This window comes from Mesorhizobium sp. BR1-1-4 (genome assembly GCF_020165375.1).
Classification (GTDB): Bacteria; Pseudomonadota; Alphaproteobacteria; order Rhizobiales; family Rhizobiaceae; genus Mesorhizobium; species Mesorhizobium australicum.
In genome coordinates, this window is sequence record NZ_JAIUIB010000002.1 from 1 (window position 1) to 25,102 (window position 25,102).

Genomic DNA, 25,102 nt, shown 5'->3' on the forward strand with positions numbered 1-25,102 from the left:
GTGTATGGGCGGGCGAAGGCGGCTGGGGTGGTCTATTAGGAGGGGTGGTCTGCTAGGAAATGGACAGGATTTCGAGTTCGCGCGGCCCCAGCTGGACAACATCGCCAACGGCCTTTCCGATCAGCGCGATGGCCACCGGTGAACCATGCGAGATGGAAGCTCGGGACGGGTCGGCCTCATCCTCGCCGACGATGCGGAAGGTCTGGGTGCGGCCATCATCGCGCGCGAAGGTAACGGTGTGCCCGAAGGCGATCACGTCATTGGATGTCGGCGCCGGCATGAGCTTAGCCGTAAGGACGCGTTCGGCATAATAGGTGACATCCCGAACCGGAACCGCCGACTGCCGCCGCCTCTCGTTGACATCATCCAGCACGCTAGCCGCCTCCAGCGCCTGCCGGGCGCGCGCCAATTCATCCCTTAGCATCCTGAGACCCGCCTCGGTGACGAGATTGATCCGATCAGAAACAGGTCGAGCCGGCAGCACGGTTTCCGACGCCACCTCCGCACTTTCCTCCTTGGCAAAGGCTACGCTCAATGGATTGGAACTCCGTGTCGAATGGTGTTGGGAAATGGGATAACCCATGGGCGACGATAAAGCTGCAACAATTCGACGGGTGGTGGCGGCGATGTCCACAGGGGCCGACGGCGGGTCTGCTCCCTGCCCTCAATGCCAGGATCCGACGGTTCTCTAGCGGCCGTACCAAGACATTCGAGACCTTGGTGCCAAGCAGAAAATTCTTGACATTATGGACCAGCGGGCTATATCTCACGCTAGACACGTGAGTAAGGTGACGATTATGAAAATGGACATGGCAATCATTGGGAGCGGCCCCGTGCTATCTGGCTCCATCAATGGCAAAGCCGCTTTTGCGGCCTTTGTGAAGGCCATTGATCGCGAGCCGGCTGCGCCGACACCGCTATTCCTCGACTTTACAAATATCGATGTGGCTACCGCCAGCTATCTTCGAGAATCAGTGTTCGCTCTGAAAGCGTACATGCGAACCCTTTCATCAAAATATTATCCCGTTGTTGCAAACATAAATGATGATATTTTGGATGAATTGCTGATCGTCGCGAATACTAAAGGTGATGCGATTATGAGCTGCCGCTTGGACCGCGACGAACGCGTCTCGGGAGCCGAGTTGGTTGGCAGCCTTGATCCGAAGCAACAGATGACATTCGACTTAGTGAACGAATATAATGGAGTTGACGCCAACCATCTCATGGAAAAATTTGGAGAAGCTGAGCAGACCAAGAGCACCACGGCGTGGAACAATCGGCTTGCCAGTCTTGCGGCTCGCGGTGTGATTCGTGAATTCGCTCAGGGTCGTTCGAAATACTATCGTCCGTTATTTGAGGAGGTAATCTGATGGGGGTCGAATTTTTAAACCGAACAAAGAAAACGATCCGCAAGCACGTCGATACGAAGCGAGCGGAGCTTGCGACGCCCGGCTTGTTCACGGTCAATCCCACCAACCAGCCGCGCCGCGCAATTGCGTCGATCACCGCTGGGGTAAATGTCGCCAACGGTGAAGTGCTTATCGTAGAGACTAAGGGCGGACGGGTGAGTTTGCGCCGAGGCAATAGCGTCGTCGGTTCATTTGATAATCCCGCTGGCGATGTAATTTCTGCAATTGAAAAATCGGGAGGCGCAGCGAACGGTGTCGTCGGCCGAGTACACAAGCTCTCGAAGAAAGCAGAAGTATCTCTGTGCTGAACCTTAATCGTCCAGACACGCGAAGCCATGAGGTGATCGTCCGGGCGCTAACAGACGATCCCTACAGGAACACCATGGCATTGGGTTGCCCCGGATGCCCGCACTTCTATGAATGCGGCGGCCTTTCGGTCCGCGATTCAATTTTCGATTGTTTGCAACTCTGCTGCGGGAACCCGGCTCATTGCACGCGTGTATGTCGGCTTAAGCCGCAGCTCTTTGTGCAGCAGATGCGGGAGGTTGGCGGCTTCGGATTTGACGACATTCCACGCACAGCCATTTGTTCTGCAAAATTGAGCGCGGATATCGTGCCGCTCATCTACCATGGAAGCAGTCGAACGACAGCGCTCGCTGGCAAAGTGTTCGCCTTGCGCTTGCCCGATCTCATCGATTTCAAATGCGGGAAGCTTCACTTCAAAACGCGCGAAGCCTTGTGTCGGACATACAACATAGACTCCACCGCTGACCTTGTTCTAACCGGCGTCAATCACGATCATAGGATTGAGCCGTGGTGGACTCTCGGCGAGCAGCGCATCGCCATCATTAGGGCGATGAAGGAACTTGGGATCGCGCTTGTAACGACCCCGAACTTCAGTCTTCTGCTCGACAATCCGCGAACAGATGATCTTCACGCGATAAAGCGCATCGCCATCACATTCGAAGAATTCCAGCGTGAAGGGGTGGCCTGCGCACTCCATCCCAACGGCCGGACCTATCGGGACTTTGAGCGCTGGTCGAAATTTATTGGCGAGCGCTCCGAGATCGAAACGCTCGCCTACGAATTTATCACCGGCTCAGGTCAGAAGCTCAGAACGCAGTTTCACTTGGATAGGCTCGCTGATCTAGCCAAGGCCTCCGGCAGGGGACTGGACATCGTGGTTCGCGGCGATCCTAAGGTCATTCCGTTTCTGCGGCAATTCTACCGCCGCGTCATCTACATTGAGACCAATGCTTTCATGAAAACCTTGAAGCGCCAGCGTGCCGAACGATTAGACAACAATGCGCTTCGCTGGCCCCCGGCGCCGACCGTTGTCGGCGAGACCGTCGACAAGCTTCTGAGCCACAATGTTGAAGAGCAGATCGCCTTTTTGCGAGCCACCTACTACGGCTGCGATGGGCCTTTTGCAAAAGCTGCGTGAGGTGGAAAATCGAGACGCTGACCTTCGATCTTGTAGATGACATTTGCCTCGGAGTGCAGAGCGGCACGATCACAGAGGCTAACCTGCCGACGACCAATGCCGATGGCCTCGGACCGCTTTTAGAGTTGCGGCACACGCAGCCAAACATTTTAAACCGAGATGGCGGCCCCCTTTGGCTAACGGCGGACAACTACCTCGAACTTATGCGCAACATGCGCGAAACGGATGCTTGGTTCGAGCCAAGATCGGGATACCAGGGATTTATTTCGGTCGACAAACTTCTGCTAGATGAGCTCGCATGGACCGACTTCGTGCTACGCGCCAAACGGGCAGCGATATCGGCCGGTTTTTCTGACGACTATGGCGGTAAGCTAACGGCGGCGATTGGCGAGTTTTATGCAAACGTCATCGACCATAGCGGTCGTATCGATTCCGGCTACGTTGTCTATAGCGCCTCACCCGGCCGTTTCGAATTTGTTGTGGGGGATGCTGGAAGGGGGGTACTGAACAGCCTTCGCAGCAATCCGACATATGCCCATCTGGTTGATGCGGGCACCGCGCTCGAATTGGCCTTGGACGAAGGAGTATCCCGTTACTACACCGAACAGGGGCACGGTTTTGGGTTTCGGCCATTGTTTGTTGGCCTAGCCAACATCAGCCGATACATGCGGTTTCGGTCGGACGATCACAGTCGGTCACTTACAAGGAAAGCCGACGGATCGATAGATGCCCAAACCAGCCAACTCGCCACCACGAGCGGATTTTTCTGTAGCGTGGTTTGCGACGTCGAAATCCAGACACCTGCTATTCATCCGGACCAGACGTCGGAAAATGCTGAGAGGGGGTAGCCGATGTCACTCGGCATGAAAGAGGCGACTGCTATAAGCGCAATTACTGATCTCGTTTTTGACTTCTTGCCCGGTAGCGGAGCTCTAGCACGGTCTTTCCACTGGCCGCGAACGAAGCCAGGGTCGGGGACTTCTGGCAGCAAGGAAGCAAGCTAACCTCCCCTGTACATCAGTGCGCAATGGAATTGATGAAAAATTGGTCCTTTGTGCATTCACTTGAAATGATGGGTAACCAATGGACGCGCTTCAATTCGAAATCGCCCGCTTCCTGGCTGCAAAGGCTCTGCATAAGAGGCGGACGACATACCAGCAGGTTGGTGAGGCAGTAGGCTGGAACCATCCAACGGGCCGCGGGCTTGGGCGAAATCTCGAGATCATTCTGCACTATTTGGCGGATCGTGGGCTGCCGCCTCTCACGACGATCCTAGTGAAGAAGGGGGAGCGGCATCCGGCTGAAGATGCGATGGCATACATCCGCAGCGCACTCGGAGCTATAGACATCGAGGCTGCCCAGCAAGAGGTGTTTGCGTTTGACTGGACGTCGGTTCCAGAACTCGCCCCGGCCACCGATACCCTACCCGATGGCCGCCAAGTCTGGCTGACATCGTTCTGGGGCTTCGATCCAGCCAGTTGGGGATGCATCGGATTTGCCGACGAAGCTCGGCGGGCCCGTTACCTTAGCAACTCTAAACCCGGGACACTGGTCGCGATCTACGTGACCAAGGGAAAGGGCCCGGAGAACATGCGCGGCAAGGTTGTCGGAGTGCTTGAGATCTCCCACGACATCGGTCACGCGCAGGAGTTCATCTCGGGGGATCGCTGGGCTGAAAAGGAGCGCGATCGGGACTCCCGCGGGAAGTGGCTTTATGCGGTAAAGGCGACGAGGGCGTGGCGCATCGTTCCGGAGGATTGGCGTCCAGTAGAAGAGTTGTTTCCTCAGGCTTATCGCGGCTCGAATGCAGAACTCATAGGAGCAAACGGCGTCCCCGTCTCAGCCGACGAGGCGGCAGAGCTCTATGAGTTGGACGTCTACGAGGTGCCGGTCTATGGGCAGACGGAGCCGGTGGACCCCACAATTCAGACCCTCGAATCCGCGCTTAGCCCGAGCCGCGCCGTTCGACCGGCCTCACGGCCGTATTTGGTCGGGGAGACGGACGGGCCGAAGCATATCTATATACTCCGCCTCGTGGGCAACATCGGCGCCTATCTGGGGCTTCGGGATGATGAAGTCGAAGACAAACACATCATCAAAGTAGGCTTCTCAAAGAGCCCGCAGGCGCGTCGCGATCAGATCCAGAGCGCCTATCCCAGAGGAGCCTTCCATTGGGAGGTCTTCAAGCCAAACCCTCAGCCCGACGCCGCACCATATGCGAATGCAGAAATTGCGATCGCCGGCGAGGACGCCATGAAAAAGCGCCTCGTGGAAGATGGCGCAGAGGTGCTTGGTGGCGAGTTTTTCCTCGCAGACGACAACCTGATCTATCGCACCTGGGCAGCGGGTAGCAACGCGGCGATGGCAGCGCAGGATGGACCGCGGAATCAGCAATTTCCAGAATAGGCGCCGACGGTCTGACCTCTACAACAGCCAAGTAGCAGGTTCTATACCTAGTATCGACCATTGGCACCCGGAGCCAGACAGTTCGCTTGCGACCCTATCAAGGCATAGTGCTAAACGAAGGCGGGGTGTCCCCCTCACCCTCCAGCCAGCCTCGGCAGCAAAAATATCTCCGCCCCCGGCGGCAGCGTCTTCCCCCACGTATCCCGGTAAATCACCCCGTCGATCGCCACCGCGATCCCCTTCTCGATCCATGGCTCGAGCGCGGGATACTGTTCAGCCAGTTTCCTGAACAGCTCCCTGATGTCCTTGGCTTGGACCTCGACCTTGCTCTGGCCTCCGGCAAGCTGGCTGAGCGCCCCCCAGAGCGTGACCTCGACCATCAGAGCAAGACCCTATTCAGTATGGGCCATGATGTTGTCCGAAAACCGCTTCGCACTTTTCGGCATCATGGCCTAGCCTTCCCGTTCCGCCTCGATCGCCGCCAGGATGCGCGGCGGCGACATCGGGATGTGGGTCATGCGCACGCCGGCCGCGTTCGACACCGCGTTGGCGATCGCCGCCAGCGGCGGCACGATCGAGGTTTCGCCGACGCCGCGCACCCCATAGGGGTGGTTGGGGTTGGGGATTTCCAGGATCTGCGTGTCGATCATCGGCAGGTCGGAGCAGACAGGGATGCGGTAGTCGAGGAAGCCGGCGTTCTGCAGTCGCCCGTCCTTGCCGTAAATATACTCCTCGTTGAGCGCCCAGCCGATGCCTTGCGCCGCACCGCCCTGGTACTGGCCCTCGACATAGGTCGGGTGCACCGCCTTGCCGGCATCCTGCACCACCGTGTAGCGGATCACCCTGGTCGAACCCGTCTCGGGGTCGACCTCGACATCGCATATATGGGTGGCGAAGGAGACGCCGGCGCCGTCGGCGACGAGCTCGCTGTGGCCGGCGATCGGCCCGCCGGTGGTGCCCGATTTGGCCGCGATCTCCTTCAGCGACAGCTTGCCGAGATTGCCGTGCTTCTCGCCCTTGGCGACCGCATGGCCCTGTTCCCAGATCACGTCGTCGACCGAGATGTCCCACATCTGCGCGGCGCGCTCGCGCAGGATTTTTATCGCGTTGCGGGCGGCCGAGATGGTCGCCATCGAGGACGAGAAGGTGCCGCGGCTGCCGTCGGTCATGTCGTTGTAACCGAGGGAAGAGGTGTCGGCGACCACCGCCTTGAGCTGGGAATAGTCGATGCCGAGCTCCTCCGCCGCGACCAGCGACAGCGAGGCGCGGGAACCGCCGACGTCGACCGTGCCGACGGCCAGCGACACCGAGCCGTCCATGCCGATGTTCAAGTCCACGCAGGTCTGGCCGCCGAAATTGAACCAGAAGCCGCAGGCCATGCCCCTGCCCTGGTTCTCCTTCAGCGGCGCCTTCATGTGCGCATGGCTCTTCACCGCTTCCAGCGTCGGGCCGATGCCGATCGGGCCGTAGACCGGGCCGTAGGACGAGCGCGTGCCTTCCTGCGCGGCGTTCCTGATGCGGAACTCGACCGGATCCATGCCGAGCTCCTTGGCGAGCTCGTCGACGGCGCTTTCCACCGCGAAGGCCGCCATCGGCGCCGAGGGCGCGCGATAGGCGGCGGTCTTCGGCCGGTTGACCAGCACTTCGTAGCCCACCGTCTTGACGTTATCGAGACGATAGCAGGCGAAGGCCGTCATGGCGCCGATCTCGGCCCAGGAGCCGGCATAGGGGCCGGCGCTGTAGCGCAGCGTCGCTTCCGCCGCCGTGATGGTGCCGTCCTTGCGGGCGCCGATCTTGACGTCGATCGAGGTGGCGCTGGTCGGGCCCGAGGCGCGGAACACCTCGTCGCGGGTCATCACCAGCTTCACCGGGCGGCCGGCCTTGCGCGACAGGGCGAGAGCCACCGGCTCGGCCCAGACATGGGTCTTGCCGCCGAAACCGCCGCCGATCTCCGACGAGGTGACGCGCAGCTTCGAGGCTTCCATGCCGAGCAGCTGGGCGCAATGCTGACGATAGACGAAATGCCCCTGCGTGCAGACCCACAGGTCCGCCGTGCCGTCGGAGCTGACATTGGCCACGCAGGCATGCGGCTCGATATAGCCCTGGTGCGTCTGCTCGGTCTTGAACGAGCGCTCGACGATGAAGTCGGCCTGCCCAAAACCCTGATGGACGTCGCCATGGCCGAACTGCGAGCGCTTGGTGACGTTGGAAGCCTTGACCGGCTTTTCCTCCAGCCCCTCGGTGAAGATCGTGTCGTTGATCAGCGGCGCGTGGTGCGCCATCGCCTCGTCGACATCGGTGACATGCGGCAGCACCTCGTAGTCGACCTCGATCAGCTTCAGCGCCTGCCTGGCCGTGCGGGCGTCGATCGCGGCGACGGCGGCCACCGCATGGCCGTCATAGAGCGCCTTGGTGCGCGCCATGCAATTGTCGAGGATGTCGTACATGGCGGCATCGCCATCGGTGAGGTCGGGCAGGTCGGCGGCGGTGATCACCGCCTTGACGCCCGCAAGCGCTTCCGCCTTCGAAGTGTCGATCTTGCGGATCTTGGCATGCGCGTGCGGGCTGCGCAGCACGCGGCCGACCAGCTGGCCGGCCATGTTGAAGTCGGCGCCATAGCGGGCGCGGCCGGTCACCTTGTCGACACCGTCGGGACGGATCGGGCGCGTGCCGACGGATGCGAATTTACGCCCCGAAAAACGCGGATCGAAATTCATCTCAGGCTCCCTTCATAACGATGGCCGCGTCCTGGACGGCGCGCACGATCTTGTCGTAGCCGGTGCAGCGGCAGAGATTGCCGGCCAGGCCGAAGCGGATTTCCTCCTCGGTCGGGTCGGGATTCTTGGCCAAGAGATCCTTGGCCGCGATCAGGAAACCTGGCGTGCAGATGCCGCATTGCAGTGCGGCGTGCTCCAGAAATTTCTGCTGCAGCGGGTGCAGCCTGTCGCCATGCGCCATGCCCTCGACGGTCTCGATGCGGCGGCCTTCCGCTTCCGCGCCAAGCACCAGACACGAACACACGAGCCGGTCGTCGACGATGACGCTGCAGGCGCCGCAATCGCCCGTGCCGCAGCCTTCCTTGGCGCCGGTCAGTCCGAGCCGGTCACGCAGCACGTCGAGCAGCGTCTCGTCGGGCTGGCAGAGATATTCGACATTGTCGCCATTGATCGTGGTTGAAACCGCTACGCCAGCCATCATTTGCCTCCTGCACGTGCATAGGCGGTCATTGCGGCCCGCCTGGCCAGCACGCCCGCAACCTTGCGCCTGAATTCGATTGTGCCTCTTTTGTCGTCGATCGGCCGGCAGGCGCCGGCGCAGACCTTGGCCAGCCGCTCCAGCGCTGCCTCGTCGAGCTTGCGGCCGATCAGGGCCTCGGCCCCTTCTTCCACCAGCAACACGGTCGGCGCCGCGGCGCCGATCGCCACCCGGGCCGCCGTCACGACGCCAGCACCGTCCAGCGTCAGGTTGACGCCGGCGCTGACCACGGCGATGTCCATCTCGGTGCGCGGAATGAACCTGAGATAGGCATCGGCCGAACGCGGCGCGGGCTTGCCGAGTAGGATCGCCTCGATGATCTCGCCCTTGGCGAGCGATGTCCGGCCCGGCGCGGTCGGCACGGTCTCGACGGCAATGGTGCGCTTGCCCGACGGGCCGACGACCACGGCCTTGGCGCCCGCCGCCACCAGCGCCGGAACGCTGTCGGCCGCCGGCGAGGCGTTGCACAGATTGCCGACAATGGTGCAGCGTCCCTGCACCTGCTTCGAGCCGATCAGCTTGGCCGCCTCGACCACTCCGGGCCAAGCCTTCTTCAAGCCGGCGTTCTCGCCCAGCACCGCGCAAGGCACGGCGGCGCCGATGCTGAAGCCGTCGGCGGTTTCCCTGATCTCGCGCAAGCCGGCGATCGACTTGATATCGATGATCAGTTCGGGTTCGACAAAGCCGCCCTTCATCCTCACCAGGAGGTCACTGCCACCGGCAAGAATGGCGGCCGGGCCGGCCGATCCGGCCAATTGGCCGACGGCGTCTTCGATTGAAAGCGGACGTATGTAGCGCATCGTCTCCCCTTGGTATCGCGATTTTCAGCGACCGTTATAAACAATCGTCTCATAATGACCATCCGTTTCCCGAGCCGAGGCGATTGGGCCAGGTGCGGCAAAATGCAGTCCACTCGACCTGGAACATGGCCGGGAAGCGTCAGCCAGTGGGGCCAATTGGGGCTTGACCGCCCCGTCCCGTGCGTCAATCCTTCCCGGCCAAGGGAGGAGTTTCCATGCGACGTCTGTTGGCTGTGCTTTGCGCCGTGATGCTGGCCGCGCCGGCTGGCGCCGCGACACTCTATTACGGCGCCCGGGTTGGAATGGAGCTTACCATCGTCAAAAAGTCGGGCATCGGCTCCACGCACGCCAGTATCCTGGCCAGGCACGACAGGCGGAAGGCCCGCCTCTACTGCCGCGAATATGGCCATGATTTCACCCAGGAGTGCATTGATGCGGAAATGAAGGCGCCCCTGCATTTCGAAATCACCGCCAACTGCAAGACCGGCGAATTCACCACCTTCTATGGCGCCGCCATGCTGTTCCAGGGCCGCAACAAGGGCACGGATGTGACGACGGATTACCGGATCACCGCCGTTGACGAAAAGGTGGTGCTGGATGGCTCCGGCGCCTCGGGCTACGATTATACGCTGGACCAGTTCAAGGCGCTCTGCCCCAACCGCGTGAAGTAGACCGGTCGCGAGGCCTGGCCCGCCAAAGCCCCGGACTTGGACCGTGGTAGGCACGGCCGTTTATCGCTAGCACAGGACCGCAGTGGAGGCGAAAGACCATGACCCTGACCAATCGCGACATTGTCGAACTGACCGAGTGGCGGCGCAAGCTGCACCGGCAGCCGGAAATCTCGAACGAGGAGGAGAAGACGGCGAAAGAGGTCGTCTCCTTCCTTGCCGACACCGGGCCGGACAAGGTGCTGACCGGCCTCGGCGGCCACGGCGTCGCGGCCATCTACGACAGCGGCAAAAACGGACCAACCGTCCTGTTTCGGTCCGAACTCGACGCGCTGCCCATCGAGGAACTGTCCGGCGTGCCGCATGCATCGCAAATTCCTGGCAAGTCGCATATGTGCGGCCATGACGGACATACCGCTATCCTGGCCGCCCTTGGCCGCCAGTTCGGGCGCGAACGGCCCGCCAGCGGCCGCGTCGTGCTGATGTTCCAGCCCGCCGAGGAAACCGGCAATGGCGCGGCCGGCGTCGTCGCCGATCCGCGCTTTGGCGAGATCGCGCCGGATTTCGCCTTCTCGCTGCACAATCTGCCTGGCGTGCCGTTCGGCGAGGTCAGGCTCAAGCCCGGCGTCGTCAATTGCGCCTCGCGCGGCATGCGCATCGTGCTGGAGGGCAAGACCGCGCATTCCTCCATGCCCGAGACCGGAACCTCGCCCATGCCGGCGATCTCGGAGCTGATGCCGGCCCTGCCCGCGCTCGGCCGCGCGACTTTCGCCGTCGATGATTTCTCCATGGTCACCGTCACCCATGCGCGGATGGGCGAAGCCGTGTTCGGCATCGCGCCCGCCCACGCCGAGGTCTGGGCAACGCTGCGCACGCGCCGCGACGAGCGCATGGCCGACCTCTGCGCCGCCGCCGAAACCCTGGTCAAGGAGATCGCCGGCCGCCACGGCCTCTCAGCCAGCTGGGACTATCACGAGATCTTCGTCGCCAGCGTCAACGCGCCGGATGCGGTCGAGCACCTGCGGCGCGCCCTCGATGAAGAGAGCGTCGAGCATGGCGAGGAAGCCTTGCCGATGCGCGCCTCGGAGGATTTCGGCCTGTTCGGCCACAGCGCCAGGTCGGCGATGTTCTTCCTCGGTGCGGGCGAGCGGCACCCTGCCCTGCATAATCCCGACTACGACTTTCCCGACGATTTGATCCCGATCGGCTCGAAGATCTTCATGAGGACCGCGCGCAACCTTCTCGGCTGATCTCAGCGGCATCCGGCCAGCACCGTGGCAAAGCACCGTCCCCGATCGACTGGCCACCTGGATGCCTCGAACTGGATATTTCCAACGGGCCCGATTGTGTGGCATCTGTGAGGGCAACGCGAGGAGTTCGAAAATGTACACGCCGCCCGCCTTCCGCGACGACGACAAGGACAGCCTGATCGCGACGATCCGCGCCGCGCGGCTGGCCAATCTCGTCACCGCCACGGCGGACGGGCCGCTCGCCACCCCGCTGCCGCTTTTTCTCGACGAGACCGAGGGCGAGCACGGCGTCATCCATGGCCATCTGGCCAAGGCCAACCCGCAGTGGCGCGTTCCCGCGATCGGCGACGGGCTCGCCATCTTCATGGGCCCGGACGCCTATGTGACGCCGGCCTGGTACGCCACCAAGCAGGAAACCGGCAAGGTCGTGCCGACCTGGAACTACGCGGCGGTCCACGCCTACGGTCCGGTCGAGTTCTTCGAGGATGCGGACAGGCTGCTGGAGGTCGTCACCCGGCTGACCAACCTGCACGAAGGCGCGCGCGCCGCGCCCTGGGCCGTGTCGGACGCGCCGCTCGACTTCGTCCAGTCGCAGCTTCGCGGCATTGTCGGCCTGCGCATGCCCGTCGTCAGGCTCGAAGGCAAGCGCAAGATGAGCCAGAACCGCAACGCCGCCGACCGCGCCGGCGTGGCCTCCGGGCTGGCCGCGAGCGAGCGTCCGTCCGACCGCGAGGTCTCCGCCCTCATCTCGTGAAGGCACGGCGCCTCACCTTGCCAGCACCAGGTCGGCGTCCTCGAGAACGTACCGGACATAACGGTAGTCGCGAATGAAGCTGATCCGGCCGTCGCGCCATTCCAACCACATGAAATGACTGGGTTTCGCGTCGGCCCGGTCTTCGAACACCGCGATCACCTCGCGGCCCTCGACCCATGCCGGCCTGAGCCACAAGCCGTCGCTCCTGGCGTAGATGGTGAAGAACATGCCGACGTCGGCGGCCCCTGCGCGCGGCTTGTGCGTGGACTGATGGAGCCTCACATCGTCGGCCAGCAGCGCGCGCAAGCCGTCCCAGTCGCGTCGGTTGAACAGATTGACGTAGCGCAGGATGGCCGCCGATGCGATGCGAGCGTCGGGAAGCGGATTGGCCTGGGCGTTGATCCGCCGAAGCCGGGCGCGGCCGCGCGCCAGATGCGCCTTCACCGCATCGACCGTGATGCCGAGCAGGGCGGCGATGTCGGCCAGCGGCTCGTCGAGCACATCCCTGAGGACGACCACGCTGCGTTGCGTCACCGGAAGCTCGGCGAAGCGCGACACGGCGGTTTGCACGGCTTGCCTGCGCATCAGCACCTCCACCGGGTCGGCTTCGTCGGCTATGTCGAGCGCCGCCTCGATCGGCTCCGCGGCGCGGATCGCGCGGCTGCGCAACAGGTCAAGCGCGCGGTTGTGGGCGATCCGGAACAGCCAGGGCCTGAGCTGCGGCGCCTCACACAACTCCTCCAGGGCAACGACGGCGCGCGCGAACGTGTCCTGCACGACATCCTCGCCGTCGATGACCGAGCCCATCAGGCGCGAACAATAGCGGTGCAGCTCCGGCCGCAAGGCGGTGGCAAGGGCGAGCAGCCCTTCCTGCCGGTCGCGCTCCACCGCTGGCTTTCCGTCGCTCAAGGACCCGCGCCCTCCATGATCGTCACCCCGGCGTCGCCGCTGAGGCCAAAGACGACGCCCTCGCCATATTGCGGGTCTTCCAGCAGCGAGAGCACCCTGTCGCCGAACGCCCGGGGCGGCATCGGCGCGCCGAAGCGGGTGACGAATTGTTCCGGCGTGATGCCCATTGAGCCGGCATAGGCGCTCGCCGCCGCATCGCCGATGCCGGTGTCGAGGATCATCTGCCGCGGCACGATCGCCTGGAAGCGGATGCCGAGGCCTTTCTCCTGCGCCACGCCATTGGCATATTTGGCCATGAACCAGAGCATCCGCTTGGCGCCGCCATAGCCGCCCGACATCTGCGACCCGGTGACGGCCGCACCGCTCGACCCGACCAGCACCCGGCTGCCCGGCCCGAGCGGCAGGTTCAGCGCCGCCTGCAGCCAGTAGAGCCCGGCCTTGACATCGGTTTCCCAGGCGATGGAGAAGTCCTCCCACTTCAACTGGTCCAGCCGCCCCATCCGGGGCGTGGCGCCGGCGTTGAGCACCAGTATGTCAGGGCGGACCTCGCCAAGAATGCGATAGGCGGCGTCCTCGTCCGTGACATCGGCGGCGATGGTGGCGACCCCAAGCCGCGCACCGACCGCCTGCAGCGCCTCGGCACCACGTGCAACCACGGTCACGCTGGCGCCTTGCTCGACCAGCGCTTCGACCAGTCCGAGGCCAAGCCCACGGCTGCCGCCGGTGACCACGATTTTCTTGTCCCTGAGGCTCATTTGACCCTGCTCCAGTGTTTCACTGTAGCTAAGACGTTTGAGGATCTGGAAAAGAGTCAGCGGTGGGGGAGATTTGTCGTCAGCCAGAAATCAGGTCGACGGTCCGCGCCGCTGCTCGCTATCAATCTTGACGAAAATTGGTGCGCCGGTTTGGACATTGGGGCGCAACATGTGCTCCATGGGCAGGTGACGAAGCGGTGGGGAAGAAGTGAAGCGCGTTTTTCGATTGTTTGCGGTGGCGGCCGTGGCGTCCGCACTGAGCGGCTGCACCAGCGTTTCCTACTACGCGCAATCGCTGGAGGGCCATGTCCGGATCATGGCCGCGCGCCAAGACGTTGGAAAACTGATCGAGGCCCCTTGGACGCCGGAGGCATTGCGCGCCAAGCTGACGTCGGCGAGCGCCATAAGGCGGTTCGCGACGGATGAGCTGGCACTGCCCGACAACAGCAGCTATCGCAGCTATGTCGACATCCACCGGGATGCCGTGACCTGGGCCGTTTTTGCCGCCCCGCAATTCTCGCTCACGCCCAAGACATGGTGCTTTCCGGTTTTCGGCTGCGTTCCCTACCGGGGATACTTCGATCGGAAATCCGCGACCGAAAGCGCCGTGGCACTTCATCGACAGGGGCTGGACGTCTATGTCACCGGCATCACCGCCTATTCCACGCTGGGCTGGTCCAGCGACCCGCTGCTCTCGACCATGCTGCGTCAGGACGACACCTATCTGGCGAGCCTTGTCTTTCATGAACTCGCGCATCAGCGCCTCTATGTGAACGGCGATTCCGCATTCAATGAGGCTTTCGCGGTCGCCGTCGAAACCACCGGCACGAGAAAATGGCTCCGCGCCGCCGGCGATCGCGCCGGATTGCGCCGCTACGAGGCCGATCGCAAGCGCAGCGCCGATTTTCTCGCACTGGTGTCGAAAACCCGCGACGAGTTGCGGCAGGTCTATGAAAGCTCCCGGCCCCCCGACGGGATGGCGGCGGCCAAGGCAGCCACGCTCGACAGGTTGCGGACGCGCTACCGGCAAATGCGCGACGGAAGCTGGCACGGATACCGGGGATACGATGCCTGGTTCAACGCGCCGATCAACAACGCAAAGCTCGCCGCGACGTCTGTCTATGGCGAACAGGTTCCTGCGTTTATTCGCCTGTTCGAGCTGTGCTCCAGCGACTATCCGAGATTCTACGCTTCCGTTCGACGGATCGCTGACCTGCGCGAACCGGCCCGTGCCGAAGCGCTCAAGGCGGCGACCAGCTGCGATTGACCTGAGCAAACACGGCGGCCTTTGGCGTGCTCCGATAGCTCTAAGCCTGGTTCGCCAGGACCAACGGTCCTATGTGCGCGGCGAGCACGAAACGCTCGCATTGCTCGCCGTCGGACTCATCGATGAAGCTGTCGACATGTTTGAAGCCGAGCTTCGCCAGTATCCGCAGCGACGCGACATTGCGCGCCGCCGCCTCGGCCGTCACCTGTGCGAGCGCCAGGGTCTCGAAGGCGTAGCGAATGACCTCGCGGGCCGCCTCGGAGCCCAGCCCCTGCCCCCAATGCGCACGCCCCACCACAAATCCCAATGCGGCCGACCTGGCATCGTCCGCGCCGAAGGACAGGGTTATCGTCCCGATCGCGTCCGCCACGCCTGTCTGGTCTATCGACCATTTGATCGCCCGGCCGTCGGCGAACCGCTGACGCGCAAGGGCGAGCCATCGCTCGCCCGCGCTGATGTCGTCGGCAACGGGATCGCCGGCAAGGGAGGCGGATTCGATATCGCTCGCGCGCGCGAACCACGCCGGGATATCCCGCTCGCCCGGCGCCCGAAGCACGAGCCTTGGTGTGGTGAGCCTGGGAACTGCTTTCATGGAGAGCATTTTCGCCCCGGGGTAGCGCCAATGCAACGGCGCTGAGAGCCGCGGCGGCTGACCGCCAGGACAGATTCGACCGCAAGCTACGCCCCAACCGCCTTCAGCCCCAGCGCCATGCACTTCAATCACTCCGGGGCCACCCGGCTACCGCCGGCCAGCGAGTGGCGTGAGATTTGGTGATGGCACCAGCCCACCACAGGGTGGGACTATGACAACGCGCGTTGGCGATTCGCGATGAACATAAACGGCCGTTGTGGGGCCGCAAGCGGACGGTCCGCTATTGGGGACGTTTAACGAGAAGCAGACATACCTTCGATAGAAGCCTAGAGCCCGAAGTGGCCCTTACCAGACCCTGCCAACGTCCGGTTTCGGGCAGCCTAGCTGGCGACTTGGCGCAAGGTCCAAGGTATCCGTTTTCGGATAGGTCGATTGGCTGCGAATCGTGTTGGCGGTAGGAACGTCAACGACCTAATTGTGCTAGAGCGGTCGCGCGGTTGCCCGACTGCTGCACGCCGGTGAGGGAAAATCCGGGGGCCAAGCTGACGAGTGCCATAAGCACTTTGAAACCCTGGCGGGCCCTGCCTAGGCAGACCTTCAATTGCACGTTTTGGCGGCGCTTGCATTCACTACCAATGTTGCTCCTATCTCGATTTATGTTGCTCTTTACCGAATTATCTGCAATTATTCCCTCATCAAATTTGCCCGACAGCCTCAAAAGGTTGTCGGGCTTTATATTCAAGGAGCCCACCCATGCGATCCACGGCATTGAAGCCCAGTCTCGCAGGAACGCCGATGGACATCGATTTCCCGGGCGGCGCCACCCAGTTCGCCGATCTAGTTGATGCCGCTCTTGCCGGGGATCATGATCAGGTGCGCCGCGTGGCGGCATTGTTCGCCCGCGAATACAAAGGCGAGGATCAGAAGGAGATCGTCAGTCGCATTCGCTCACTTATGAGGCGACGTACCGCATCGCTGGACAGCATGCGAGATATAGAGCGCCTGCCCGTCGACAATAAGACTAGAATTCCGTTGGCCGAGGAAATGCCCTGGCCCACTACGCCTCTCATCCTAGAAGATGCCCAATCAGAGATATTGGAACGGTTTGTCACGGAAGCCCAAAATGCCGACCGATTAGTGCAAGCTGGACTGGGGTCTCGATTCAATTTGCTGCTGTCTGGCCTGCCTGGGACGGGCAAGACATTCATAGCCGGTCATGTTGCTTCACGACTTGGCCGACCATTTCATGTTGTGCGACTGGACTCCATTATTTCCTCGCTGCTGGGCGATACAGCGAAAAACATTCGCGCCTTGTTCGAATATGCCAACTTTGGGACCGGATTTATCTTCATCGACGAGGTCGATGCAGTAGCCAAGAAGCGCGATGACAATCGAGAGCTTGGTGAAATCAAACGAGTGGTTAATACGTTGATCCAAGCTCTGGACATGTTGGATGAGCAAACCGTGGTAGTAGCGGCGACCAATCACGCGCATCTGCTTGATCCAGCTATATTTCGCCGATTTCCATATCATTTGGAAGTGCCGCTGCCGGACGATGAAATGCGCCAAGCGCTCTGGGAGCTTTACCTGTTCCAGGACCACGTTAGACCTGAATCGCAACCCTTAGCGAAGATCTCACACGGCCTATCGTGCTCGGATGTTCGAGAGCTATCGCTAGCAGCCAGGCGCACCGCATTAATCAATCAACGGGATATTGACGTCGGCGCCCTTGCGGCAGCTATCATCAACAGCGAAGCGGGCAAGCTGCATCTGCCATCGCCAAAAGAATTAGATAGCAAGTCCAAACGCGAGCTCTTTGATAGACTAAGCTCGCTGGAGTTGCTGAATTACAAGCAGCTCGGCTTACTAACGGGCGTGACGCGACAGGCGGCAACCACGATGGCGAAGCGTCAGCGTGAACGAAAAACGGCTTAAAGGGGGGTTAGGTGGTTGAGCGTCGAGAAGTCGTCCAGAACCCTATTTTGCGCCTACTCACCGAACCGGTGAGGGAACGGCCTGATGCGCGCGGTAAGGATGAACGACGCATAAAGGATTTCGGCCGCCTTCAAAATCATCGCGAATACCTTCTGAACAGGCTCGCAGCATTGCCGCGCGAAGTGGAATATCGGCGCGCGGCTCACCATGGTCGCCGCCTCCTTTGGGCAGGCATGCATGAGGACTCGTTAGCCAGTACGCATACGCCGCACGACCTGTTTTCAGCGGAAGTCGGCGTCAAGATGAAGATGGCTTGGCGGGACGGCTACGTTGTCGAAGTGCCCGACTCAGCCATATCGAACTTGGCAGGCAGGATCGCGGAGGCACGGACCATAGCGCACCGGTGCGACATTTACAGCGTCGAGCGACTCGAGGTTTTTGCTCAGATCCTAGCCTCGGATGATCGGATCGATGCCGATTGGGCTGCGGCGCCTATCGATGAAACAGGACTGCGTCGCTTCAATGTTCGCATCGCCCCGCTGGAGGATACCGCAGCCAGGCAATCAATAATGCAGGTTTTCGAGCGGCTGGCTAACGCGGATCGCCTTTATCTTGATCGCCGGGCTGCGCTGGTCATCCTCGGCGAGGAAGAGGATAAAGAATCAAGCCGCTCGCTGACGCTACACAGCAACGAGGACCCTTTGCCGAGAAGCTCGCTAGCATTGGGGCTCCGTGACAAGGAGGGTTTGCGCGATTTAATCTTGACCGGCTCGATCACTCGTTGGGAGCCCGTTGCCGGTCTACAGCCGACTCTTCCAGGCGAAGGTCCTGAGCCAGACGTCGATTTGCCTGATCTTGAAAATAGCCCTGTCGTGGGGGTGATTGATGGCGGCTATCATGCTCGCCGCTATCAGAATGCCATCGCTTGGCGCCAAGCACCTCCTCTTATCGCTGACGCTCTCGCGGCTAAAGACCACGGCAATAAGGTGACGTCGGTAGTGGTGGATGCTCATTTATGGAGCAACCGTTTGCGGCTCCCCCAACTCCATTGCCGCGTTGGTGTGGTTCAGGCAGTCCCGCGCGACCGGCGAGCCACGATGCAGGACGATCGAACTCTCGCTCACATCGAACAGGCATTTATCGACCGTCCTGACACTCACGTCTGGAATTTGTCGGCGAATGCTGATCGTGACTGCCACTACGATCAAGTCAGCGAGCTTGGACATGGCCTAGCGAAGCTAGCGCGACGTCACAACAAGTTGCTGGTGATCTCCGCTGGAAATAGATCCGGGGGTAGCACTCGACTCGCGCCGCCAGCGGATTGCGAATCCGCGCTAGTCGTAGCTGGCCGCCAGCACTTGAACGATGGCACAGTAGGAGGCCCATGTGCGGTGTCCCGAACCGGGCTAGGACCTGAGGGTATGTTGAAGCCAGAAGCTAGCTGGTTTTCCACCTTGAGGGTGCTCGGAGGTACCTCCGAGACCGGCACGAGCTTTGCCGCGCCGCTGATTTCAAGACTAGCTGCTCATACCTGGGAAAACCTCGCCACTCCGTCGCCTGACATGGTGAAAGCACTACTGCTCAACGCGTCGGATCTGCCCAGCTTCAGCCACGAGATGGGTTTTGGTTCGCCGACCCGACCAGAGCTTCCGTGGAACTGCCCACCACACGCTGCGATCGTCGCATGGTCAGCCGACTTAACCTACATGCAGCGATATTACTGGCTCGGTATTCGCATCCCTCCCAGCTTGATGGCTAGCGATCGTTTCAGGGGGAGAGCAAAGCTCGTCGCTATTCTCAATCCACTCGTGAACAACGAAGGGAGCCACTATTTTCAAACGCGGATAGAAGCCGGTCTGTACTACCGCGTTAATCAAAACGGGGCGTGGCAGAACAAGGCTTTGGCCGGATGTTCCAATCCTCATCAATTCGAGACCGACGCACGGCGTGAGGACAACAAGTGGGACCCTGTGCGCATTTACGAAAAGGACTGCCGTCGAACTGTAGGTGTGACGATCCCAGGAGCGCAGCCTGCCCTCCGAGTGGGAGCAAGGCTGTTCTGGCGCGATACATTTAAGTACAGCGCAAACACGATCCGCGACACGTCCTGCAAGGTCACATTCGTCGTCATGGTGGAGAGCCGTGATCCAGGCGCCGACACTTACAACGAATTCCGCCGTATTATGGCCGAGGCGGTGGAAAGCGCAGTAATTGAACAGGATGTTGAGGTCGATCTTGAGAGCTAGACTCCCCTGAGCGGCCCGTCATTCTGCGTCGGCATTCTCCATCGCAGATGGGTCGGCTGCAATCGCTGCAGCCAGCGCTGGCGTCCAGAAGGCACGCGCCTCCTCCATCCAGAGCTGCTCCCTTTCTTTGAAGTCGAGGTTGCAGCCCTCGAAGATGCGCGACGTGGTCATCTCTGAAAACGGCCAACGTTGCCGCTGCACGCCGGCCCCCAATGGACCACAAGCGGCGCGCCGTCTCGTCGCAGCACTGAAGAGCGGCCAAGCAATCCCTTTCCCACTTCTGCGACATGCCGAGCGAGTTTCCGTCCCATCCAGCGGAAGCTCGTTCGATTAAGTTGGCACGGCAGCGCTTCTGTTTGAGCAGATGAAGGAACAGCGGGATTGAGGCTAGATCACTGCGGTTGAGAGCCACTCGGAGAGGCCCTGACGGCGCGCGGCCGTTTCAAACAGCTTGCATAGCGATAGAATGAGGGCCGTTTGTGTGCTGTTACGAAGCATGTTGTAGCAATCGGCCCCTACAAAGGCCTGCCCATGATAGTGGGCCATGACGATATCGTTTCCGACCTCAAGCGTCGCCTTTTGCCCAGATCGCGTCGCGTGTCTCTCTCTCGATCGCCTTGAGCATAAGGTCCAGCCGAGACATGGCGTCGACTATGGGCAGCGGCTTGGTTCGCCTGGCTTTGCTTTTCTGACTTCCTGCCACCAAGCCTCCGATCGGGATTTCAACAATTAGGACGGTTAGCATCGGCCGATTCGCAGCAGCGAGGAACTGCGATGATGGATTTCCCCGCCACGGGCGGCGATAACTAAGAGTGCCCTAGTTGCGATCATGATGAGCCTGCATTGGCGGCAGCGCGTCATCCTTGTCGCGGATCGGCTTCTGACCGCTATCCACGATGTAGCCAGCACCGTCTCCTAGCCAGCGTCGGGCCTCAGGTTGACCAGCCCCAAAAAACGAAAAGTGGGACCATAGTCGCTTTTTTGGTTTGCGCACCTGCCCTCGAACATCTGCTTTGGGGTAAGGCGCCCACTTCCGCTCCTGGCGCAAAGGTGCCAAGGGGCTCTGCCTCGCTTATGTCCTCTTCTGGGCAGCGACCATTATGATGGCAATGACTGAAATGAGGCGCACTCCTGACGTAGGCAGCCAACGTGCGTCTCGTATCGTCACATCTTGCGGTTTAGCCACCGGTGGCAGCACGGCGGCCGAACCTGACTGTCCTACACAAAGCTGTCACCAACTGAGCTTATCCGATCCTCGGGAATGAACCATCCACACGACACGCCTTGAAACCGCCCGGCCGGAGGGCGATCGGGACATGTGGAATGTTGTTTTCGGAGACGACCATGCTTGAACGGACGGACAGGGCCGCACCCCACCGGAATCAGCCGAAGAAACACGATCTGTGGTTGAGCGAATTCCAGATTGTGCTGCGCGACCGTGTCATTGCCAATGGCGCGGTCAGGATCGAAGACGGCCGGATCGCCGAGATCCGAGACCAGCCTGTCGAGAATGCCGACTTCGTCGGCGGCGGCCGCCTGCTGCTGCCTGGTTTCATCGACATGCACGGCGACATGGTGGAACGGGAAGTGGAGCCGCGCAGCGGGGTCCACGTGCCGATGGAAATCGGCATCGCCGAGCTCGACAAGCGGCTGGCCTCCTGCGGCGTGACCACCGCCTATGCCGCGCTCTCCTTCATCGGCAACAGCGCCACGGCCGCCTTGCTGCGCTCGGAAGAACACACATCGTCCATCATCGAGACCATCACCGGGCTGAAAGACCACCTTTTGGTCGATCACCGCATCCATGCCCGCTTCGAGGTGACGTTCAGCGCGGCTGTCGGCGTGCTGGAAAGATTGATGGATGCCGGCAAGCTGCATTTGGTTTCGCTGATGGATCACACGCCCGGCCAGGGACAGTACCGCGACGTCGAACTGTATATCGCCCGCCTGGCCAAGGAGCGCGGCATGTCGATAGCCGACGTATCCGAGGTCGTCGGCAAGCGCATGGCCGATCGGAACGGGCATGGCGGTGTGCTCGGCACGCTGCAGGGCCTGTCGGCGTTTGCCCGCGCGCGCTGCATCGTGCTCGCCTCGCACGATGACGACACGCCGGAAAAGGTGGAATTCGTCCACGGCCTGGGAACCGTGCTCAGCGAATTCCCGGTGACGCTGGAGGCGGCGCGGGAAGCCCGCCGGCTCGGCATGTATACGGCCATGGGCGCGCCCAATGCGCTGCGCGGAGAATCCTATTCCGGCAATCTTTCCGCTCGCCAGGCCTATGAGGCCGGGTTGCTCGACATGCTGGCCAGCGACTATCACCCGGCCTCGATCCTGCCGGCCGTCCTCGGCCTGGCGAAACTGAGCGACGGTGGCCTGGCGAAGGCGGCGGCGCTGACGAGCGCCAACCCGGCCGCCGCACTCGGGCTCACCGATCGCGGAGCCATCGAAGCTGGGCTGCTGGCCGATCTTGTCGTGGCCGACCGCCAGCCGGTGCCACGTGTGCGAGCCACCTTCCGCGCCGGCCGCATGATCTACGGCGACGGTACGCTTGAACCGGCGCGGAACAGGGCGATCGAGGGAGGCCGCGATCGGCCGCTGCCAGCCGACCAAGGGCAATCCCAGGACTAGACACCTAGGCAACTAGGGCTTAGCGGTTCTCTGGGGAAAGCGCGTGGCGCTTCCCCAGTAGTTGCTAAAGATCGAGCGCCACCATCATCCCGCGCACCTCCGCCATTTCCAGCAGCAGATCCTGAAGGCTTTCGGTAGTCAGCGGCGCACCCGATATCGCCGGCAGTTCGGCGATACTCTCCCTCATCGAAATCACGGGAGCCCCGGTTTTTTCCGAAAGCAGCCGCGCGATGGCTGCGCGGACAAGCGCAATCTGGTCAGGCATGATTCCCCTTTCATGCTACGATAACGGCACCATTTTCTTCATGCTGTATGCCTTGCCGCAACTTATGCGAGCATTCATTCACGCTTGCAAGTCATCTCGTTGATGTTCGTACGATCGACAGCCGCCCAACGGGGAGAGCGACGGCATCCCGCTGTCGTCGTCTTCCATGGCGCGGAGCAGGGCAAGCGGCACTTCGTGCCGGCAGAGCCCGATCAAAATCCTGCCTTGCACCGTCACCGGCAATTCGGTGTATCTGTCGAAAATGGAATACGTGCCTGTCGGCTCGTTCAGAATCTCGAAACGGTTCAATGCAAACCTCAACCTTCCCCGGAACGCAGCAACGCACGCGTCCATCGGAGGTTGCCTAAAGAATCGATTTTTTCGGGGAGCCGCGAAAGAGTTCCAATTGGCTCTTGCCGAAGCCGGCGGCCTCGCTCATCCATGGCGTACAGACACTGGGGCCAATGATGACCGAGACCAGCCTTCACCTCGTCGAAGCGTCGATCGACCAATTGCGCCAAGCGCTCGACAACGGCGCCGTCACCAGCGTCGAACTGGTCGCGGCCTATGTCAGGCGCATCGCGTATTTCGACCGGCACGGCATCGCGCTGAACGCCGTGCCGGTGCTCAACCCTGAAATGTTCGAGGATGCCGCCGCTTCCGACGAGCGGCGTCGGCAAGGAAAGACGCTTGGCCCGCTTGACGGCATCCCCTACACCGCCAAGGACAGCTACAAGGTCAAAGGCCTGACGGTGGCTGCCGGCTCGCCCGCCTTCGAGCATCTCGTCGCCAACGAGGACGCCTTCACCATCGCCCGGCTGCGCGCCGGCGGCGCGGTGCTGATCGGCCTCACCAACATGCCGCCCATGGCCAATGGCGGCATGCAGCGCGGCGTCTATGGCCGCGCTGAAAGCCCCTACAATGGCGACTATCTGACCGCCGCCTTCGCGTCGGGCTCCTCCAACGGCTCGGGCACCGCGACGGCGGCCAGCTTCTGCGCCTTCGGGCTCGGCGAAGAGACGTGGTCGTCCGGCCGTGCGCCGGCCACCAACAACGCGCTGGTCGCCTACACGCCCTCGCGCGGCGTCATTTCGGTGCGCGGCAACTGGCCCTTGGTGCCGACCATGGATGTCGTGGTGCCGCACACGCGCAGCGTGCCCGACATGCTGGAACTGCTTGACGTCATCGTCGCCGACGATCCGGAAACGCGAGGCGATTTCTGGCGCGCCCAGCCTTGGGTGGCGCTGCCGAAAAGCTCCGCGATGCGGCCACGACGTTATACCGACCTGACGCTTGCGGGTTCGCTGAAGGGCAAGCGGCTCGGCGTACCCAGAATGTATATCGGCCGCGACACGGAAATAGATCGCCCGATCGAAACCCGCGCCTCGGTACTTGATCTCTGGGAACAGGCGGCCGCGGATCTGCGGCGGCTCGGCGCCGAAGTGGTCGAGGTCGACTTTCCCGTCGTCTCCAACTATGAGCGCGACCGCCCAGGCGCGCGGACCATGGTCGAGCGTGGGCTGGTGCCCGGGGACTTCGCCGACCGCGAAATCTGGGATCTCTGCATCTGGGGCTGGGACGATTTCCTGCGCGCCAACGCCGACCCTGCTCTGCCCGATCTCGCCTCGGTCGACGGCCCAAAAATCTTCCCGCAGCCACCGGGCACGCTGCCCGACCGCTATGAAGGCGGCTTCGATCTGGCCGAGTATGTCGAGCGGGCAAAGCTCGGCGTCGCGCCCTTGGCCGACATTCCCACGATCGCAGATGGCATCAAGGGACTCGAAGCAACAAGACGCATCGACTTCGAGGACTGGCTGGACGCACAAGGCCTCGATGCCGTGGTCCTGCCGGCCGCCGCCGATGTCGGCCCGGCCGACGCCGACGTCAACGAGGCGTCAGCCGATCTGGCCTGGCGCAACGGCACCTGGGTCGCCAACGGCAATCTGGTCTGGCGCCATTTCGGCATCCCGACCGTCACCGTGCCGATGGGCACAATGGCCGACATCGGCATGCCGGTCGGCCTGACCTTCGCAGGCAAGGCCTATGACGATGAAAGGCTGCTTTGCATGGCCGGCGATTTCGAGCGTTCCACGCAGCGCCGCACCCAGCCGCCGCGCACGCCTGAATTGCCTGATGATGTCTTTTCGCGCCAGCGTACTCAAGCCGGCAATGGCAAGGCGCCGATAGTGGAAATCGCGCTAACCGCTGAAACGCGCGCGTCCGGTGATCACGACGAGATCACGGTCACAATCGACCTGGCTGTCGAGGCAAGCGAAGCGGAGCACGCCGGCCTCAAGGTGCATGTCAACGGCCAGGCGATTGACATGCACCAAGCCGGCACGCGGCTCAGCGGGCGGGCGCTCGTCCCTGCCGTCGAGCATCGGCGCTTTCACAGCGTCTGGCGCGGCTCATACGGTTCGATCGTCACGGCGGTGGTGCGGCTACAGGATGGACGCAGCGCCGGCGCCTATGTGGTCACCGGCGGAATCGAGTGATGATGCGCCGTACGGGCCGCCTTA

General features: G+C 61.9%; 24 protein-coding genes. 13 read left to right on the forward strand and 11 right to left on the reverse strand.

The features are described 5' to 3' along the window. Window positions 1-52 precede the first annotated feature (52 nt). The gene (greA, locus tag LB571_RS03260; RefSeq protein ID WP_224592977.1) at window positions 53-535 is read right to left on the reverse strand and encodes a transcription elongation factor GreA; all 483 of its coding nucleotides are present in this window, start codon (window positions 533-535) and stop codon (window positions 53-55) included. Between the two features lie 262 nt (window positions 536-797). Here greA and LB571_RS03265 point away from each other — a divergent pair, with 262 nt between their 5' ends. The 5 genes from LB571_RS03265 to LB571_RS03285 all read left to right on the forward strand — a co-directional run bounded on the left by LB571_RS03265 (window position 798) and on the right by LB571_RS03285 (window position 5,259). After that, on the forward strand, window positions 798-1,370 hold the full coding sequence (locus tag LB571_RS03265) for a hypothetical protein (protein ID WP_224592268.1): 573 nt from the start codon (window positions 798-800) through the stop codon (window positions 1,368-1,370). Further along, the gene (locus LB571_RS03270; protein ID WP_224592270.1) at window positions 1,370-1,717 is read left to right on the forward strand and encodes a hypothetical protein; all 348 of its coding nucleotides are present in this window, start codon (window positions 1,370-1,372) and stop codon (window positions 1,715-1,717) included. The genes LB571_RS03265 and LB571_RS03270 overlap by 1 nt, the downstream gene beginning before the upstream one ends. Before the next feature lie 218 nt (window positions 1,718-1,935). Continuing rightward, complete coding sequence (locus tag LB571_RS03275) at window positions 1,936-2,853, forward strand: hypothetical protein (RefSeq protein WP_411961412.1); 918 nt, start codon at window positions 1,936-1,938, stop codon at window positions 2,851-2,853. After that, window positions 2,850-3,701: a hypothetical protein gene (locus LB571_RS03280; RefSeq protein ID WP_224592274.1), complete on the forward strand. Its 852-nt coding sequence runs from the start codon at window positions 2,850-2,852 to the stop codon at window positions 3,699-3,701. Before LB571_RS03275 ends, LB571_RS03280 begins: the two co-directional genes overlap by 4 nt. A 235-nt stretch (window positions 3,702-3,936) precedes the next feature. Beyond that, complete coding sequence (locus LB571_RS03285) at window positions 3,937-5,259, forward strand: hypothetical protein (RefSeq protein WP_224592276.1); 1,323 nt, start codon at window positions 3,937-3,939, stop codon at window positions 5,257-5,259. A gap of 134 nt (window positions 5,260-5,393) precedes the next feature. Here the strand turns inward: LB571_RS03285 and LB571_RS03290 are convergent, their stop codons facing one another. From LB571_RS03290 to LB571_RS03305, 4 genes are all read right to left on the reverse strand, one after another. Continuing rightward, window positions 5,394-5,639, reverse strand: a complete 246-nt coding sequence (locus LB571_RS03290; protein ID WP_224592279.1) for a MoaD/ThiS family protein — start codon at window positions 5,637-5,639, stop codon at window positions 5,394-5,396. A 72-nt stretch (window positions 5,640-5,711) separates the two neighbouring features. Continuing rightward, window positions 5,712-7,976, reverse strand: a complete 2,265-nt coding sequence (locus LB571_RS03295; protein WP_140876546.1) for a xanthine dehydrogenase family protein molybdopterin-binding subunit — start codon at window positions 7,974-7,976, stop codon at window positions 5,712-5,714. Window position 7,977: 1 nt separating this feature from the next. After that, window positions 7,978-8,454: a (2Fe-2S)-binding protein gene (locus tag LB571_RS03300; protein ID WP_015316741.1), complete on the reverse strand. Its 477-nt coding sequence runs from the start codon at window positions 8,452-8,454 to the stop codon at window positions 7,978-7,980. After that, a complete protein-coding gene (locus LB571_RS03305) occupies window positions 8,454-9,314 on the reverse strand; it encodes an FAD binding domain-containing protein (RefSeq protein WP_224592280.1) in 861 nt (286 codons plus the stop codon). The genes LB571_RS03300 and LB571_RS03305 overlap by 1 nt, the downstream gene beginning before the upstream one ends. Window positions 9,315-9,529: 215 nt before the next feature. Between LB571_RS03305 and LB571_RS03310 the strand changes: the two genes are divergently transcribed. The 3 genes from LB571_RS03310 to LB571_RS03320 all read left to right on the forward strand — a co-directional run bounded on the left by LB571_RS03310 (window position 9,530) and on the right by LB571_RS03320 (window position 11,986). Then, a complete protein-coding gene (locus LB571_RS03310) occupies window positions 9,530-9,985 on the forward strand; it encodes a hypothetical protein (protein ID WP_224592282.1) in 456 nt (151 codons plus the stop codon). A gap of 98 nt (window positions 9,986-10,083) precedes the next feature. Further along, window positions 10,084-11,232 carry an amidohydrolase gene (locus LB571_RS03315; protein ID WP_224592284.1) on the forward strand — a complete coding sequence of 383 codons (1,149 nt, stop codon included), beginning with the start codon at window positions 10,084-10,086 and terminating at the stop codon, window positions 11,230-11,232. Between the two features lie 133 nt (window positions 11,233-11,365). Further along, the gene (locus LB571_RS03320) at window positions 11,366-11,986 is read left to right on the forward strand and encodes an FMN-binding negative transcriptional regulator (protein ID WP_224592285.1); all 621 of its coding nucleotides are present in this window, start codon (window positions 11,366-11,368) and stop codon (window positions 11,984-11,986) included. A gap of 12 nt (window positions 11,987-11,998) precedes the next feature. Here the strand turns inward: LB571_RS03320 and LB571_RS03325 are convergent, their stop codons facing one another. Both LB571_RS03325 and LB571_RS03330 read right to left on the reverse strand, forming a co-directional pair. Continuing rightward, complete coding sequence (locus LB571_RS03325) at window positions 11,999-12,895, reverse strand: sigma-70 family RNA polymerase sigma factor (RefSeq protein ID WP_224592287.1); 897 nt, start codon at window positions 12,893-12,895, stop codon at window positions 11,999-12,001. Then, window positions 12,892-13,650 carry an SDR family NAD(P)-dependent oxidoreductase gene (locus LB571_RS03330; protein ID WP_224592294.1) on the reverse strand — a complete coding sequence of 253 codons (759 nt, stop codon included), beginning with the start codon at window positions 13,648-13,650 and terminating at the stop codon, window positions 12,892-12,894. Before LB571_RS03330 ends, LB571_RS03325 begins: the two co-directional genes overlap by 4 nt. A gap of 244 nt (window positions 13,651-13,894) precedes the next feature. On the opposite strand from LB571_RS03330, the gene LB571_RS03335 reads away from it, so the two are divergent. After that, window positions 13,895-14,917, forward strand: a complete 1,023-nt coding sequence (locus LB571_RS03335; RefSeq protein WP_224592297.1) for an aminopeptidase — start codon at window positions 13,895-13,897, stop codon at window positions 14,915-14,917. 40 nt (window positions 14,918-14,957) lie between these two features. Here the strand turns inward: LB571_RS03335 and LB571_RS03340 are convergent, their stop codons facing one another. Next, the gene (locus LB571_RS03340; protein ID WP_224592300.1) at window positions 14,958-15,518 is read right to left on the reverse strand and encodes a GNAT family N-acetyltransferase; all 561 of its coding nucleotides are present in this window, start codon (window positions 15,516-15,518) and stop codon (window positions 14,958-14,960) included. A gap of 786 nt (window positions 15,519-16,304) precedes the next feature. Between LB571_RS03340 and LB571_RS03345 the strand changes: the two genes are divergently transcribed. Together LB571_RS03345 and LB571_RS03350 are read left to right on the forward strand one after the other, a co-directional pair. Continuing rightward, window positions 16,305-17,444 carry an AAA family ATPase gene (locus LB571_RS03345; protein ID WP_224592303.1) on the forward strand — a complete coding sequence of 380 codons (1,140 nt, stop codon included), beginning with the start codon at window positions 16,305-16,307 and terminating at the stop codon, window positions 17,442-17,444. A gap of 11 nt (window positions 17,445-17,455) precedes the next feature. Beyond that, window positions 17,456-19,690 carry a S8 family serine peptidase gene (locus LB571_RS03350; RefSeq protein ID WP_224592305.1) on the forward strand — a complete coding sequence of 745 codons (2,235 nt, stop codon included), beginning with the start codon at window positions 17,456-17,458 and terminating at the stop codon, window positions 19,688-19,690. An 18-nt stretch (window positions 19,691-19,708) separates the two neighbouring features. On the opposite strand, the gene LB571_RS03355 is transcribed toward LB571_RS03350, so the two are convergent. After that, window positions 19,709-19,861, reverse strand: coding sequence for a hypothetical protein (locus LB571_RS03355; RefSeq protein ID WP_224592306.1), 153 nt, complete (start codon window positions 19,859-19,861; stop codon window positions 19,709-19,711). A 1,230-nt stretch (window positions 19,862-21,091) separates the two neighbouring features. On the opposite strand from LB571_RS03355, the gene LB571_RS03360 reads away from it, so the two are divergent. Further along, window positions 21,092-22,318, forward strand: coding sequence for an alpha-D-ribose 1-methylphosphonate 5-triphosphate diphosphatase (locus LB571_RS03360; protein WP_224592983.1), 1,227 nt, complete (start codon window positions 21,092-21,094; stop codon window positions 22,316-22,318). 64 nt (window positions 22,319-22,382) lie between these two features. Here the strand turns inward: LB571_RS03360 and LB571_RS03365 are convergent, their stop codons facing one another. Then, on the reverse strand, window positions 22,383-22,583 hold the full coding sequence (locus LB571_RS03365; RefSeq protein ID WP_224592308.1) for a hypothetical protein: 201 nt from the start codon (window positions 22,581-22,583) through the stop codon (window positions 22,383-22,385). A 78-nt stretch (window positions 22,584-22,661) separates the two neighbouring features. Then, window positions 22,662-22,892, reverse strand: coding sequence for a hypothetical protein (locus tag LB571_RS03370; RefSeq protein ID WP_224592309.1), 231 nt, complete (start codon window positions 22,890-22,892; stop codon window positions 22,662-22,664). Between the two features lie 158 nt (window positions 22,893-23,050). On the opposite strand from LB571_RS03370, the gene LB571_RS03375 reads away from it, so the two are divergent. Next, window positions 23,051-25,078, forward strand: coding sequence for an amidase (locus LB571_RS03375; RefSeq protein ID WP_224592311.1), 2,028 nt, complete (start codon window positions 23,051-23,053; stop codon window positions 25,076-25,078). Window positions 25,079-25,102: the final 24 nt, after the last annotated feature.